General features: G+C 26.8%; 20 protein-coding genes. 12 read left to right on the top strand and 8 right to left on the bottom strand.

Annotated elements, in window-relative coordinates; all coding sequences use genetic code 11:
• Nucleotides 1-18: 18 nt before the first annotated feature.
• The 6 genes from K0040_RS07530 to K0040_RS07555 all read right to left on the bottom strand — a co-directional run bounded on the left by K0040_RS07530 (nt 19) and on the right by K0040_RS07555 (nt 5,405).
• Nucleotides 19-1,500, bottom strand: coding sequence for a recombinase family protein (locus K0040_RS07530; protein ID WP_228108308.1), 1,482 nt, complete (start codon nt 1,498-1,500; stop codon nt 19-21).
• A 293-nt stretch (nt 1,501-1,793) separates the two neighbouring features.
• On the bottom strand, nt 1,794-1,946 hold the full coding sequence (locus K0040_RS07535) for a hypothetical protein (protein WP_228108309.1): 153 nt from the start codon (nt 1,944-1,946) through the stop codon (nt 1,794-1,796).
• Between the two features lie 586 nt (nt 1,947-2,532).
• Entirely contained in the window at nt 2,533-3,009 is a 477-nt protein-coding gene (locus K0040_RS07540) for a hypothetical protein (protein ID WP_228108310.1), read from the bottom strand.
• A 311-nt stretch (nt 3,010-3,320) separates the two neighbouring features.
• Entirely contained in the window at nt 3,321-4,460 is a 1,140-nt protein-coding gene (locus K0040_RS07545; RefSeq protein ID WP_228108311.1) for an Ig-like domain-containing protein, read from the bottom strand.
• A 380-nt stretch (nt 4,461-4,840) separates the two neighbouring features.
• Complete coding sequence (locus tag K0040_RS07550; RefSeq protein WP_228108312.1) at nt 4,841-5,092, bottom strand: hypothetical protein; 252 nt, start codon at nt 5,090-5,092, stop codon at nt 4,841-4,843.
• Nucleotides 5,093-5,117: 25 nt separating this feature from the next.
• Complete coding sequence (locus K0040_RS07555; RefSeq protein ID WP_228108313.1) at nt 5,118-5,405, bottom strand: helix-turn-helix domain-containing protein; 288 nt, start codon at nt 5,403-5,405, stop codon at nt 5,118-5,120.
• Nucleotides 5,406-5,601: 196 nt separating this feature from the next.
• On the opposite strand from K0040_RS07555, the gene K0040_RS07560 reads away from it, so the two are divergent.
• The 7 genes from K0040_RS07560 to K0040_RS07575 all read left to right on the top strand — a co-directional run bounded on the left by K0040_RS07560 (nt 5,602) and on the right by K0040_RS07575 (nt 8,773).
• Nucleotides 5,602-5,796, top strand: coding sequence for a helix-turn-helix transcriptional regulator (locus tag K0040_RS07560; RefSeq protein ID WP_228108314.1), 195 nt, complete (start codon nt 5,602-5,604; stop codon nt 5,794-5,796).
• Nucleotides 5,797-5,854: 58 nt separating this feature from the next.
• A complete protein-coding gene (locus K0040_RS21460) occupies nt 5,855-6,100 on the top strand; it encodes an antA/AntB antirepressor family protein (protein WP_331476283.1) in 246 nt (81 codons plus the stop codon).
• Entirely contained in the window at nt 6,101-6,349 is a 249-nt protein-coding gene (locus tag K0040_RS21465) for an antA/AntB antirepressor family protein (RefSeq protein WP_331476284.1), read from the top strand.
• Between the two features lie 95 nt (nt 6,350-6,444).
• The gene (locus K0040_RS21470) at nt 6,445-6,870 is read left to right on the top strand and encodes a phage antirepressor KilAC domain-containing protein (RefSeq protein ID WP_331476286.1); all 426 of its coding nucleotides are present in this window, start codon (nt 6,445-6,447) and stop codon (nt 6,868-6,870) included.
• A gap of 203 nt (nt 6,871-7,073) precedes the next feature.
• Nucleotides 7,074-7,199 carry a hypothetical protein gene (locus K0040_RS20680; protein ID WP_265588829.1) on the top strand — a complete coding sequence of 42 codons (126 nt, stop codon included), beginning with the start codon at nt 7,074-7,076 and terminating at the stop codon, nt 7,197-7,199.
• Between the two features lie 478 nt (nt 7,200-7,677).
• Complete coding sequence (locus tag K0040_RS07570) at nt 7,678-8,232, top strand: DnaD domain-containing protein (RefSeq protein WP_228108315.1); 555 nt, start codon at nt 7,678-7,680, stop codon at nt 8,230-8,232.
• A 337-nt stretch (nt 8,233-8,569) separates the two neighbouring features.
• Nucleotides 8,570-8,773, top strand: coding sequence for a hypothetical protein (locus K0040_RS07575; RefSeq protein ID WP_228108316.1), 204 nt, complete (start codon nt 8,570-8,572; stop codon nt 8,771-8,773).
• 134 nt (nt 8,774-8,907) lie between these two features.
• Here K0040_RS07575 and K0040_RS07580 read toward each other — a convergent pair whose 3' ends face one another.
• Nucleotides 8,908-9,069, bottom strand: a complete 162-nt coding sequence (locus tag K0040_RS07580) for a DUF1540 domain-containing protein (RefSeq protein ID WP_228108317.1) — start codon at nt 9,067-9,069, stop codon at nt 8,908-8,910.
• Between the two features lie 245 nt (nt 9,070-9,314).
• Here K0040_RS07580 and K0040_RS07585 point away from each other — a divergent pair, with 245 nt between their 5' ends.
• Nucleotides 9,315-9,491: a hypothetical protein gene (locus tag K0040_RS07585; RefSeq protein WP_228108318.1), complete on the top strand. Its 177-nt coding sequence runs from the start codon at nt 9,315-9,317 to the stop codon at nt 9,489-9,491.
• A gap of 594 nt (nt 9,492-10,085) precedes the next feature.
• Nucleotides 10,086-10,949, top strand: a complete 864-nt coding sequence (locus tag K0040_RS07590; protein WP_228108319.1) for an AraC family transcriptional regulator — start codon at nt 10,086-10,088, stop codon at nt 10,947-10,949.
• Between the two features lie 1,368 nt (nt 10,950-12,317).
• On the opposite strand, the gene K0040_RS07595 is transcribed toward K0040_RS07590, so the two are convergent.
• Nucleotides 12,318-12,833, bottom strand: coding sequence for a peroxiredoxin (locus K0040_RS07595; RefSeq protein WP_148557567.1), 516 nt, complete (start codon nt 12,831-12,833; stop codon nt 12,318-12,320).
• Nucleotides 12,834-13,077: 244 nt separating this feature from the next.
• Between K0040_RS07595 and K0040_RS07600 the strand changes: the two genes are divergently transcribed.
• From K0040_RS07600 to K0040_RS07610, 3 genes are all read left to right on the top strand, one after another.
• Nucleotides 13,078-13,425 carry a hypothetical protein gene (locus K0040_RS07600; RefSeq protein WP_228108320.1) on the top strand — a complete coding sequence of 116 codons (348 nt, stop codon included), beginning with the start codon at nt 13,078-13,080 and terminating at the stop codon, nt 13,423-13,425.
• Nucleotides 13,426-13,529: 104 nt separating this feature from the next.
• Nucleotides 13,530-14,294, top strand: coding sequence for a protein phosphatase 2C domain-containing protein (locus K0040_RS07605; protein ID WP_228108321.1), 765 nt, complete (start codon nt 13,530-13,532; stop codon nt 14,292-14,294).
• Nucleotides 14,295-14,439: 145 nt separating this feature from the next.
• Nucleotides 14,440-15,834 carry a tetratricopeptide repeat protein gene (locus K0040_RS07610; protein WP_228108322.1) on the top strand — a complete coding sequence of 465 codons (1,395 nt, stop codon included), beginning with the start codon at nt 14,440-14,442 and terminating at the stop codon, nt 15,832-15,834.
• The last annotated feature ends 7 nt before the right edge of the window (nt 15,835-15,841 follow it).

The following is a 15,841-nucleotide window of genomic DNA, read 5'->3' on the forward strand; positions in this document are numbered from 1 at the left end:
ACAACTTATGTTTAAGTGCTATTTTGGTAATTTTGGATGTACTTCTAAAATGAAATCATCTTTGCTTGCATTTTTAGATTTTTCATATAAAACTTTATCTAACACAGATTTTAGTAATAAATTCTGTTCCTTTGCATCATTAGAACGAGAGTAGTTATATAAAACCCTTTCTAGAGAAGGGATTATTTGTTTTTTAGCTTGTAAATTATCTTTGTAAGAAATTATAGATAAATTACATTCTGATATTTGATTTTTTAAATCATCTATTCTGGAGCCTAAAACAGTAGATCTCTCTAAGAAAGTTTTATCATCATAAATTCCACGTTCTAGAAAATCATATAATTTACCTTTTTGTTTTTCAGTTTCTTTTAATTCTCTTTGTAATTTTTTTAATTCAAATTTTATTTTATCTATTTCTTTTGTATCATCTTTTAAATCTATTTTTACTTTGTAATTTTCTAACCAGCCTTCTAAGGAGTTTATAATTGCATCCTCTACATAATCTATAGAGCTAGATTTATTATCACAATGTCTACACCAAAGATATGTTCTGCCTCTAGAAATTTTTTGTATTATATTATGACCACATTTTTTACAAACAACTATACCAGCTAAAGGATTGGAAACTTTATTTTTACTTGGACTAATATACTTACCTTTTCTTATTTCTTGGACCCTATTAAATGTAAATTCATCAATAATAGGCTCATGATATCCTTTTGCTATAATCTGTTCACCATCAGGACGAAGTCTACTATGGTTTTTTCTATCTATAGTCTTCCATTTGACATAGCCACAGTAAGTTATATTACTTAATATATCCCTTACAGCCTTTGCTTTAAATTCAATATGATTATTTGTTTCATAACCTAGAGCATTTAGCTTGTTAGCAATTTTAGTAGCACCTTTATTTTCTAAGTACATACTAAATACTAATCTAACTGCTGCAGCTTGTTCTTCGTTTATAGCAAGATACTTTTTACCTTTATCATCATACTTAAACTCATATCCATAAGGAGCATTAGGACTAATATATTTGCCCTCCTCTATGCTTTTAGCTCTACCACGTTGCAAACGTCTATTAATAAGCTTTAATTCCTTCCTAGCCATAAATGCTTCGAACTCTGAATATTCTTCATCAAACTCATCATCTAGATTATAAATTTTACGAGGAGTGATGATTTTAGTTTTAGAGTTTTTAAATGTATCTAAAATTAATCCCTGGTCCTGCATGTTACCACGGCCAAGTCTATCAAGATCCATAACAAGAACAGCGTCATATTTTTTATTTCTCACTTCTTCCAAAAGTTCTATCATACGAGGTCTATGTTCAACATATTCCCCAGAAACCAGTTCCTCTTTTATATCAACTATATTTAATTTTCTCTCCTTAGCAACTTTCAAAAGAGTAGTCTTATGTCTATGAAGAGTTTCATATTCCCCTTCTTTTTCTGCTTCAATATCAGCACGAGATTTTCTTAAATATATACACGTTTTCATTATAAAACCACCTTTCAAGATAATTATATAATGTGTAAAATACAGTTAGAACAGAGAAGTAGAAAATAAAAAAGTTAATAAGATGCAATAATTAATAAAATTAATCAAAATAAAAAATTTTAAAAAATTGCAATGTGGAATTTGAAAGAATGGCTTAAATACAAAGTTTTAAGGTAAATAAAAAAAGTACTTTTTATAAAGTACTCAGAAAATCTATTTTATTAATTTTACACATCTATTATAGCATCTCTATTAATAAATAATAAGAGAATGCGATGTGCTTCTTAGTTAGTCTATTTAAATAACATAGAAATTCTGCCATTAAAAATATCTACTAATAATAATTTTAAATCGTATTGACTTAAATATCCCAATAATAATGTAAATACAATTATTATCAATATAGTATTTTGAAGCACATGATTATTATTGTAATCATGTTTCATTTTATAGACCTCCAGATTAAATTCTATATGCACATAATAACACAAAATGAAAAGATTTTTAATGGAAAATAATTACTGAAACTGATATGAAGTGCTGTTAGTCAGGTATGAAAAGTAGCATAAAATAGAGTAGAGAAGTATAAGTTGAGAAATATGGTTACAAAGTATAATAATAATTAAAGTAATATATTTTAAATATTTAGATGAAAAAAGAATTGAATGAGATTATACTTTAAATTAGGAATTATAAATCTATAGAGTGGTGGTTCTCATATTATTTACCTTCATGAAAGGGGGTGATAATATGGAGGCTTTTTTATTGAATGTACTTGCTGGAATAGTTGCAACGGCTATCTGCGCAGTGATTGCTACATATACAAAAAAGTAAAAAACCACTACTCGAATATGGGTCGATAGTGGTCTTAACAATTAAGTTATTAGCTTATTTTCGGGAACCATTACTCTACACCACATAGATTTATAGTTCCTTTTTATATTATTATACATCTTTTAAGATAAATATTCACTAAATTTTACTAATTTTACACATTAACATAACAAAATTTAAATTAATGCTTTTTTATTTTTAATTATTATCCGATTTAAGGATTTCTAATGAATTCTCTCCTGCTGAATAAGATGTACATGTATCAATAAAATAGTCTACTTTATTGGTATCATTAACATATACCAACATGCTACTTAAACTTAACTGATATAGAGATATTGCAAATAAGATAGTAGAGTATGTTCTTCGAAGCTGAAAATCAGATTCTTTCAAAAACAAAGTTGATATTTTACTTGACTGTTCTCCTAGTATAGATTCAGCAAAAGCTATGTCCTTTCTTATTTCTTCAGTATCAAGAGCGTCATCTCCAACTATTTTTTTTATCATAATCTTTATTGAGTTATTGACCATTTCAATGTCTTTTATAGCATTTGCGATGTTATTCGTATTGGCAGAAGATATGTTTGTAGAAACTGTGATGTTATTTGTATTGGCAAAAGATATATTTGTAGAAACTAATATAAAACAGAGCGTAAGTGCGAAAAGTTTTTTCATTTTATTAATTCCTCCCAAAAGAATAGTATTGTTATACTTATTATTTGTTTAATACATAACATTATTTATCATAAAATATAAGAAATATTGCAAATATTAACATGGTAAAAAATATTGATTTTTACACAAAAAAGAGCAGATTTAACTGCTCTAAATTACATTATTAAATTAACGGTTTTTATAAAAATTTATACAAATAAATATTAGATATATAAGTAAAATAAAAAAGTACTATAATATGGGATTACATTTATTTAGTAATCTTGAATATTAAATTATTAAAACTATATTGTTTTTTATATAATTAAAAACTACCAACAACTTTTACAAGCTCTATAACCTCTAGATTTAGCTTGCTTTTCTGTCATCTTAACAGCGCCCTTCATACCATGTGCCTTTGAAGTTTTATGATAAATTTTTGATCTCGAAGAGCCACCATTCCAATAAACATATTTGCTGCTTGAACTAGTAGATGAAGATTTTACAGTTACAGATTTTGATTTTGTAGTATATCCAGATTTGCTTATTTTAACAGTAACTTTTTTACCTTTTTTCTGTTTTGGTATTTTTATAGAATATGTATTATTGCTTTTAACTGTAGATTTACCTATTTGTTTTTTGCCAACATAAGCTCTAACAGTAGCATCTTTTAAACCTTTTCCAGTTATTTTAGTGGATGCAGATTTTATAGAGTTAACAGTAAATGTGTTAAACTGAGCGCTACTTACCTTTTTTGTTATACTTTCTGTATAGTAACCTGGTTTTCTTAACTTTATAGTGACTTTAGTTCCTTGTTTCTGTTTTTTTATGTTAATAGAGTAGTTACCATTAGAAGGTACTGTAGTTTTACCAATTTGCTTACCGTTTACATAAGCAGTTGCTGTAGCACCTTTTAACCCTTTGCCAGTAATCTTAGTAGATGAAGTATTTATAGAATTAACTGAAAAAGTTTTAAATGCCTTAGATAGTTTTAAAGAATATTTGCCTTTTGCAGATAAAATTACTATTTGATAAGTACCAGGTTTGAAAGTGAAATAATTTGAATGTTCAAGGTCATGTCCATTTGCATAGATTATATCATCATCACCATAATTTGTATTAATTTCATTACCGTATTCATCACAAATATGTATAGTTGACTTTGGAGAATTAACTGTATAGTTTATTCTTACTGTTGTGGTTTCTTTGAAAGTAATATTATATATTCCTCCTGTAGCGATGTTTTTTGTTTGTTTATTAACAGTTTCGCCTAACTTTATATCCTTATGATCAAAGCCAGAATGTGTAGATACGAAATCGTAATAATAATAAAGTAAATCATAATCGTTAAAATTCTCGTACTCATCGCAAAATTCCCCTGATGGTTCATCCCAGTTACATGCAGAAATAGAATAAACTGGTATAAATGTTAGCATTAAAGCTAGAAGTGAACTTAATAATTTTTTTTTCATAAAATACCCCCATAAATTTGATATATTTATACATAACAAGTCTTTTTAGACTTGGAAATGTTTTAGTAACATATACTTACATAGTTATAAGAACTAGAAGAATTAATATTTTTTATTCTCGTTCTTATAAGTCTTTATATAAGTAAATATTAGGTAGATTAGTAAGTATAACCTTATAACTATCTAACTGAATATAGCCTGTATTACTTTTTCTAGCTAAGTATCGAAATTTTTCTCTTACTATAAATTCATTAACGTTTAAAAATTCTGATATTTCATAGTATGAATTACATCCATATTTTAAAGCTTTAATTAGGTCATTATTTGTTATTATATAATTAGTACTCCAATTGGTAGCTTTTTTTCGCGCTTAAGTATATCTAATTGATCTCTTTATGTAACAGCATACAAATACTGTCCCCTACACTTGTAAAATGGTGTCCTAACTCTTCACCCAGTATCTCAACGTGTCTAGATTTATTCTGCTTAAGACTGTTCAAAAGGAAAATAGCAGGACCTACATCTTTTATATTTACATATAATCCTTCTAATTGATAAGGCAGAGAATTATCATAGTGTAATATAATATTTTCAGCAGATACAACTTGCAAAAGTTTTTCTAATTTATCCATATTCCCCCCTAATAATCCAAGGTATTTACTTTTTATCTTTTAAATATTTTAATCTCATTAAGTCAATATAGTTATTTATTTCATCAATTGCATCATCTGGAAGTTGTTCGACATCCCCAAGTCTATGAGCAGCTATAGTTGTCGCATTGTTAATTTCTTTTTTAGGTTTTCTTTCGTCAGTACGACCAAGTAGATAATCAACTGATACTTCTAAAAAATCAGCAATTTCTTTAGTTACTTCTAAACTTGGACTTCTTTTACCAGTTTCATAACCATTATAAGTATTAGCTGGTATATTCAATTTCTCTGCCATTTATTTTTGCTTAATTCCTAAAGATTTCCTGTCAATTCTTAATCTTGTGGCGAGCATTTTAATCCCTCCTAATTCGCATTTATAATATTATAATAGCCATAAAATCGCACAATGTGAAAATAATTCGCAAAAATGAATTAAAAATTTTAAAAATAGTCGACAATTCACAAAATGAGAATAGAAGAGGGTGATAAAAATGAAAAACTTAGAATTAAAAGTTTTAAGGGCAAAAAGAGATTTAAGACAGTCGGACATGGCTGAATTTCTTAAAATTTCAAAATCATCTTACTGTGAAAAAGAGAATGGAAAAAGAAAATTCAAGTTAGAAGAAGCTTTAATTATAGCTGAAATATTTAAAGTAAATGTAAGAGATATTTTTTTGACTATATAATTCTCAATATGTGAATGAAATTTTATTAAGAAGATATATAAAGAGAGAGGATTGAAAAATGAATAGCAGTTTATATCGAAGTTATGATACTGATTTAAACAATCAAGCTGTAGTTAGTATTAACATAATAAAAATTGAAGTTGATGAAAATCAAGAGCCAGTACTCAGTGCAAGAGAATTACATGATTTTTTAGAAGCGGCAGAAAGATTTACTAACTGGTTTGATAGACAGTTACAATATGATTTTGAAGAAAAAATTGATTATGTAGGGTGTAAAGTTTTTAACACCCAAGCAAGACAATAATTGCAAGATTATATATTAAAGCTAGATATGGCTAAAGAAATAGCAATGATACAAAGAAGTGAAAAAGGAAAGCAGGCAAGAAGATATTTTTTACAAACAGAAAAAGATTGGAACAGTCCAGCAAAAGTAATGGCCAGAGCATTAATACTTGCAGATAAAAGAATAGACCAGTTAAAAATAGAAAACCAAGAACTAAAACCAAAAGCTATGTTTGCAGATGCATTAAGTGCAAGCAAAACATCTATATAGATTGGAGAGTTAGCTAAGATATTAAAACAAAATGGAATAAACACAGGTGTACTAGATTATTTATTTGGTTAAGAGAAAATGGCTATTTAATTAAAATAAAAGGTACTGATTACAATATGCCTACTCAAAAATCTATGGATTTAGGACTATTTGAAATAAAAGAAACTGATGTAGTTCATCCAGATGGTCATGTAAGTATAAGCAAAACACCTAAGGTTACAGGAAAAGGACAAATTTATTTTGTTAATAAATTTAAAAGTGCTAAGCAATTAATTAGAAAACTTAAATTGAATAGGACAAATTTTTATAAACATAAGTATTTATATGGGGGTGTTTATATGAAATATGATGCAGAGTATAGAATCGGAAAGACAAGAGTATTTATAGTATCTCCTGAAAATGAAGCAAGGCTAGGAAGAAAAATGACTGAAGAAGAAAAGCAAATAATACTAGATGATATATCTGAAAAAGCTAGTAGGATGGCCTATTCAATAGCAACAAAGAAACAAACTAGTATTTAACGATATATATTCAAAAGATAAAAGGCTATAGCCTTGAATAGATAAAAACAGGACAAGCAGGGGGTAATTTAAAATGGATTTAAAAATAGTTGAGATAAAGAGCATAACGCTAAAGTAGTGTATATATTTTGCTTCATTAGGAATGTATTTCATTATACATGATGGAAAATTAAAAGGATTTAGTAGACAGGTAGGTGCGACTAATGAGTAAAAAACATTGTGATTTACCAAGTTCAAGATTAGTATGTGAAATTGACTGGGAAAAAGGCGAAACTTTAGAGCAAGCAAAGAAAGTTTCAGGAAATGACATAAGGGAAATATCAAAATGAAAATTTAAAAAATTATGTAATATATACACAAAGAGGTAAAGAAAGTGTTCTATAAATATGGATTAATATCAATAGACTAAAAATTGATTTAGCCTATTGATATAGAATTAACCTTTTGGGCATGAATCAGAACTCGAAAAACAAACGAATGATTTTCCTGGATATTGGGATTTTGCTTTCTTAAGGGCGTCATCGCAGTTAGAAAAATAGCCAATATAAGTTCTAGTTGATGAATAAGATAGGAAAGGACAACCTTCGGAATGAATTTCATGTCTGCCATGGGCATCTACAAAGTTGTTGAAATAGTAGTTTTTAATAAAATCACCACCTTTGGTTATGAACTTAATACAAGTTATGCATGAGAAAGACAATATGTGAATTGTAGTTTATAAGCATGAAAAGTTAGGTCCTATATTAGCAGTGCAAAATATTAAAACTTGCAAGCGTTATGCAATTCAAACAAACAATGAGGTTTAACATGGAATGGTCAAATCAAGATCTTATAATAGAAAAGATGCAAAACAAAATAAATAATCTTAGAAATGCAGCTCAAAAAAAATTATTCAGTTTTGATACTAAAAAAGTCATAAGTAAGTTAGAAGAATTCTGCAATAGTAATGGATGCAACTTAAAAGAATTAACTTTTCAAGGAGCAGAAGAAGTTTTAGATTTAATAGTAAAATATGAACCTAATAAACATGATGAAGTACAAGGTGTAGAGTTTACGGAAGTTACAGAGAATACAGAAGAAAATATAGGAATGATAAATGGTATTGTGGCTGAATGGATTACAGAAATATCAGAAAAAATTGATGCAGAACTTTTTAAAGAAGTGCTGGTTATATGTACCTATAAAGGGAAGTTATACTTTGATTTTCTTAAAGGAATAATAAATAACTGGTTACAAAAGAATGTAACCAGCTATGAAGAACTCAAATCATTTGAGTTACAAAATAGGATTGCTACTAATAGTGTTAGCAAAAATAGTAAAAGTATACAAAATTCATATAAAATGAGTGCAGGTGAAATGTAAATAATGCATTCGCTGGATATACCCAAAACGAATTAGAAAGTCAGAAAGGTAAATTTGATTAGGAGAATAATATTCAACTATGGGAACAGGGATTCCTATAAAAACCAAATAACCTTATCATTACTGATAAGGTTAAGTACTACAGATTCCAATGCGGTAAGAAAGTATGAGTCATTAATAGTATTATGTGTATCTTAAAATAAATTATTCCATGGGATTTATTGCCTTGGGCCAATAAGAGGAGAGATTATTATGAGTAGTAAAAGTAGGAGTAACCGTTACAGCTGGAAGTGTATATGTAGCAAATATATCAACTTATAAAGTTAAAGTAGGGTCTATGTCCGAATTAAGTTCATCAGGAAATATATTAACTAGCGGTGTTCTTTCTACTGTAGAAGTAAATAATATTGTTATTACAGTTACAGATTCAAGAGGAATGACAGTATCGCAAACTTATTCAAGTGCTATAACTGCTACTGCATATACGCCACTATCTATAACGAACTTTTCATATAAAGAATTATTATGGAAAATGGAGTAGATACCAAAAAGCATTAAAATATATTGGAATAGCGAATAGCTTTTGTTTATTTTCAATGTACCTATTTGAGGATTACAAAAAATTGAATTTCTTAAATAAAGAATACTGCCTAAACAAAGTAGGCAGTATTAAAATTAATTTTTTTTTGAAAAACTTCCACAATCAGTTTGTTCAATTGTAGTCGCTGAGTCACTGTGTTTTGTAACTTGGATTTTGTCTAAAGCACAGTAATTTTCTTGTCCGCTATGATGTTTACATTCTGTAACATCACAAGCTATACTTTCGTTTTTTTTCATTGTTAAGTCTCCTTTTTTATCTTATTTTTTATATTACGATATTATTATGTAGTATTACCACTAATTTTATTCGAGTAATTTGTAATAATATGTTTATATGAAATTTAGATATTAAATCATATTTAAGTAAATTTACAGTTGAGTAATTAAATGTATAATCTTAATACATTCCACAATAAAATTCCAATTTATTGAATAGTTACAGTGACAATATTAATATTATGCTAATCTAAGGGAAAACATTTATGAAAAAACAAGAAAGTATTATAAGAAAATGGGATAACTATATAGAGCCTAAGGTAGAATGTTCAGAATGTAGAGGAATGACTAGATTATTAAGTGATTCATGTATAATGTTTTTGTATAGTTGTATGCTTTTATTACTTTCAATTTTCTCTTTTGGGTTTCCATATTCTCTATAAATTACAGATTATTTTATCACCCATGAAGAACCAAATTTCTTACAATCAATATTTTCTACAATTTTACCGTATTCAAGAGCCTTTCTAAGAGTAGAACCATTTAATCCCCATTTCCTTTATCCATGTGGTAGGAAGTGAAATTCTTGGAGTGTGACTTCCACTAGCAGATTTACTAAAATATATATTTAATTCTCTTTCTTTCATGTTCTACCACCACACCAGTGATTTAGTTAATACAGCTATAAATGTAATTAGAGATATAATATTAACTACTAAGTTTACGATTTTTAATTTTTTCATTTATTTCCTCATTTTTATACTATGATTATATTATTTGGTGATGTTTCGCCAAGTACTTTTCAAAATGATATTTAATAGTAAATATGTATATTAATAAAAAATAAGGTGGCTTTTTTTAGTTTCCTTCATTAATTATTGTTTTTATATCTAATCTGTTAAATGGTAATGGATTTTTTACTATATATCTTTTGATAAATAGATAATTAATTTTATAATCGATAGTTTTTGTATAGATAATATCGATAAATAGATAATAATTAAAAGTATAATGATGTTAACAAGGGGTGATTGTGTATGGATATGATTAATAATTTTAATAAAGCTATGAAATATATAGATCAAAATTTGGAAAATGAAATAGATTTTAAAAAAGTTTCCCAAATTGCCGGAGTATCAGAGTTTCATTTTAGAAAGATATTTTCTTACCTTTCTGGAACGACACTTAGTAGCTATATTAGAAAAAGAAAACTTTCAGAAGCAAGTCTAGATTTGATTAATAATAAAATGAAAATTATAGATGTTGCAATAAAGTATGGATATGATTCAGCCGATGGCTTTACAAGAGCATTTAAAGAGTGGTTTGGAGTTAATCCATCAGAATTAAAGAATTATAGAGATTTTAAAATTTATCCCAGCATGACATTTCAATTAACTATTAGAGGAGGAAGTAATATGAATTACCGTATAGAAAAGAAAAATCCATTTAAATTAGTAGGAGTTAAAAAGAGAATTCCTATTGTGTTTGAAGGTCAAAATCCAGAAATAATGAAAATAGCGCAAGGCATAACACAAGAGCAAAGAGAAAGATTACAGTCTTATAGAGATACAGAGGTAAAAACTGTAATTAATGCATCTTATAATTTTGATGATGGTGTATATGAAGAAAATGGGAAATTAGATCATTTAATAGGGTCTATAACTACGTTAGATATAGACTTTGGCCAGTTTGATGTGGTTGAAGTTCCTAGTCATACATGGGCAATATTTTCATGTGAAGGTCAATTTCCAATTTTAATGCAGGATACACATGCTAAAATAGTGTCTGAGTGGTTACCATCTTCAGGTTATGAGCTAGTAGATGCACCACTAATATCCTTTAATGGAGATATGTCTGATTTATCAAATGTTTATAGTGAAATATGGGTTGCTATAAAATAAAATTAATACATTTTAAGCTCTTTTACTTTATTTTAATAGTAATCGTTAAAAACAAATTATCAATAGTAAATTCAGTGAATAGTTTTGAAATAAAAAATAAGGTGGCCTTCCGTTAGCCACCTTTAAATGAAACAATAAAAATATTTATAAAATATAGGTACTATAATAGTATGTATAGGACACTTAAAGTATGTCCATAATTTTAATAATCCATGTTATAGTGTAATTTTAAAAGGCTGGTAGGGAAATAAAGTTCCTTACCAGCCTTTTCTATTTATTCATAATAACTATCTGGATATTCCTCAGGTTCATCATTTTTAATCCATTCTTTTTAGCCTAATCCAGTACCATCTTTAAATTTATCCGTTGACAAGGTTTCTAAACTAGACAGTTATTTATATTCATAATTTTTATTTCCTTCTAATACTATAAATTTATCAATAAAAACTATTTATTAATTTCTTATATAATATAAATGAAAGAAGTATCTAACATTATTGTAAGTATTTAGGCAAATATAGGTATGTTACCATTTACATATATTTTGACTTAAGGAGGTTTTTATGAAAAATAATAAAACAAAAAATGTATTATCGATTTTCTTAGCTGGATTAATAATATCCATATCTTTATATGTCGGCTGTCTCGAACGCATAATCTAATAACTTAGATACGCTTGAAGAAAAGCAAAAAATCGAAGAGCAATTCAAGAATGTACATATCGAAAATGTTTCGTCTGATGAAGTAGATACTTCTAATGCTATAGTAATTAATAGTGAACAAAAGTATTATGAACTATTAAAACAACTAAATGAAGATAACAGTGATATTGTAGAAACGGATATTGATCCTGCTGAATTTGAGCAAAAAAATCCAATGATGCTTCGAACAAGCTATGCTAGAGGAGTAAGATATACAAGCAAAACAGCATCTAAATGGCTTGGTTCTGTTCCAGGTGAACCAACTGTATTCTACAATAACTAAAGTGAAATTCACATTGAAAGGCGCAGCTGGTACAACTGTTATTTATAAAGAGTTACCTACACTATTAAGAACAAACCTTACGTATAAATTTAGTTATGATATAACAAATGCAAGAGAATAGGAGATATATATGGATAATAAAACTTTAGTAAGCATAAGTTATTTTTTCTTGTTAATATTATCAATTGTTATACTTTATTTTATTTATAAAGGAATAAAGTATATTTTGAAAAAGTGTTATAATAAAAAATAAATATATATTAATCAAAAAAGTATCCTAATTTTAGGATACTTTTTTAGTTTTAGAAAGTCATATTGCCATATAACTATTTATGAGTATTCACTATTATATGTATGATTTTACAGTTACACTAGAACTGGTAATCAGTTAGCAGGAGTATTCACCTTACATTTATCAGAAGTTTGTAAAGCATCTACAATTCTAAGTATTTCAGGTATATTTCTACCAGTAGTTAATGGATAATAAAGAATTGTTCTTAGAATTTGCTTATCATCAATTATGAACACTGTTCTTACAGTTGATGTAGAACTCATTTCTTCGGAAATCATTCCGTATTGTTTTGATATTTTCATATCTCTATCTTCTATTATTGGGAAAGGTATAGTTATTCCTGTAATTTGTAGAATATTATATACCCAAGCTAAATGAGAAGTATTGCTATCAACACTAAGTCCTAGTAATTTAGTATTTCTTTTTTCAAACTCTGGAGCTAAGTTTGTAAATGCTATAAATTCAGTAGTACATACAGGAGTAAAATCTCCTGGATGAGAAAATAGTACTAGCCAACTTCCAGCATAATCAGAAAGTTCTATGGGACCAAAGGTAGTGTTAGCTTTAAAATTAGGAGCTTTTTCTCCTAAGTTTGGAAGACATGCCATAAAATCACCTCGTTTAAAAAAATTATATATCTATTTATTTTATTAATTATTGAGATTTAATGTTACTGAATTTAAGTTATTTACTACCTAAAGCTTATGTTTAAATAATCGGTTTTCATAAGATTATAAAATAACTTTTTTTTCAACAATATAACTTATAAACATTGCCAATATTGTATAAGTTTGTTATTATTATAGATATAATGTTATTTTTATAAATATACACAAAGTTGAGGTGAGGGGCATGAAGAAAATATTTAAGAGGTTAATAGGAAAAGGCATAAATATGTTTAACCACATAAAAAAAATGGGAGAGAGAATATTAAAGGTTACAGTACAGTCGGCGGCAATTTGTTGTCCTGTAGTATTCATACTAGTTATAATTAACGCAATACTAGGTGTAAATATAAGATTTAGTTATTATTTAATATTGGTAGGATTGGCTATAGTATGTTCATCTATAATATTATGTGCGTTTAAATGGGAACAAATTATTGCAAAACCTATTAAGGTATCAAAAAGAACTGTTCCTGCTAAAACTGATAGAAAAACACAAAGAGCTATACATAGAAAAAGAAAAAGAATATCATAGTCAATGTACTTTGAATAAACCGCAATTTATTTTTAATAAATTTGCGGTTTTTTTATATTTAAAACATATTATTTTATAAGAGTAAATTGACTAGGGGGGGTAATATGAAATTTTCAGTGTTTAGTAAAAGTGTAGTAGGATATAAAAATATAATTAAAAATAAATCATCACAGGATTATTTAAAATTTGATTATATAAATGATGGTTTAATATGTGCTATAGCAGATGGTCATAGTGGTGACTTTTTCACTTATAGTCATTTAGGATCTAAATTTGCGTGTGAAGTGGCTATTGAAACTTTAAAAAAATATGAAAATGAAGATATTGGAAAAATTAAAACTTTATTAGATAATAAAATATTACAAAAAGAAATTTGTAATAGATGGAGAATATTAGTTGAACAAGATATTAAAAATAGGATTCCAAGGGCATTTAGATACAACTACTTTATATATGGGACTACATTGCTGGTGGTTATGATTACTAAAAATTATATAATTTATTTGAAGCTTGGTGATGGTGACATTATAATTAAGCAAGATAATGAATTTAAAAAAGTATTACCTTCGTATAATAAAAATATAGTTGACTGTTTAGCAGAGGATAAGGCTTATGATAAAATAATTTACAAAGTTGTAATTAACGAAATGAATATAAACAGCATAATAATCTATTCTGATGGATTTGAAAATAGCTTTGTTTCATATAAAAGCATGTTAAAGGATATAGATAATACTTTGATAAAGTATAATAAAAATATATTTTCAAAAATGAAGTTAGAAAAAAATTATGATAAGGAATTAAGTGATTTAAGTAAAAGTGGAAGTTTAGATGATATAAGTATAGTTTTTGTGAATGTATTATTGTAAATATGTAAGCCTAGGGTATTGTTGAGATATGTTTTCTTCTTAAGTAATAGAGTAATAAGAATGAAAAAATGAAAAATATGTACATTTATGTTATAATTAATAAAAGTTTGTTTATGGAAAAATTAGTATAGGAAAGGAAGAAATAATGAATTTTAAGGCATTTTATGATAAAGTTGTTAATTTAATATATGATAATAGAAGAAATATAGTTAGAATTTCGTTCTCAGCATTGGCATTATTACTTTTACTCATAGTTCTTTATTTTAGTAGTGATAATTTTAACATAAATAATGAGGTTAATACTTTAATTACATATATAGAAGATAGACAATATACTATGGCAGAAAATTACTATGATGACGTAGAAAAAGAATTTTCTGATTCTAAGATGAGTAGATTTAATAAAAAAGTATCTAAAAAGTTGTCCGCGTTACTTATTAACAATGCAGATATGTATATCAATAATCAGGTAACAAAAGAACAATATATGGGACTTGTAAATATAGTAAATGTATTAAATCCTATAAGTATTGATCCTAAAAATTTAATGGATTTGGGAAAAAGAGTAGATGAAATGTACAAAGAGGAAAATATCACCTATGAATCAGCATCTTCATTTTTGCAAATAACTTCCTCTTTAAGTGGTGTTAATGAAGGACTAGAAGAGTATAAACAAAATATAGAATCTCTTTATGAATCAAGGCAAATATATAAAGAAGGAACTAAAAATCAGTCTATAAAAAAATATCACGAAGCAATAGAGCTTTATGATAAAGTACTTAAAGAAGATAAAAAATATTATTCTTTAGCAGAAAATGCAAAAAAAGAATGTATAAAGGTTATGCACGATTATTATATTAGTCAAGCTAAAAGTCTAGCAAGTGAAGGAAAGTATGAGGAAGCATTAAAATATTTAAGCTATTTAAGTCCATACTATGATGAAGAGGAAATAAATAACCTAATTGAGCAGTATAATAAATACGTTTCTAATTACACTATGACAAGTAGTGATATTATAAGTTTAATATCAAGAAGAAGTAATGAAAATAAAAATGATTTATCCGTAGTGTCTTACTTACAAACAGTAAATGGAAAAAGATATTACTATGGTGAGGTAATGAAAAACGATAAAGTCATTAACGAAGTGTTGATTGATACTGATACTAAACAACTTTACTCATATAAATCAGACAAAAAAGATTATAATTGTAATTATTGTGATGCATACTTTAAAATAGAGGAAGATAGTGGCCAAATAATTTTTTCTATAAATAAAGACGAGGCTAAATCAATATTAGAGGACAAATTAAAAGAAAATGCAAAAGACTATAATAGCATAGAATTGCTAGATGAAGACAAACAAGAAAAATATAGTAATGATGAATTAAAAAATATGATAAAACAAAATGGCAATATATACTATTATTTTACGGTTAAAACAGGTTGGTTTAATTGGTTTAAACCTAAAGACATATATATTATTAATATTTATGACAAAACTGTTTATAATCTAGAAAATGACAAATTACAACATGTTTAAACATAAG

Origin of the sequence: Terrisporobacter petrolearius, from assembly GCF_020748185.1 — a bacterium.
GTDB classification, from domain to species: Bacteria; Bacillota; Clostridia; order Peptostreptococcales; family Peptostreptococcaceae; genus Terrisporobacter; species Terrisporobacter petrolearius.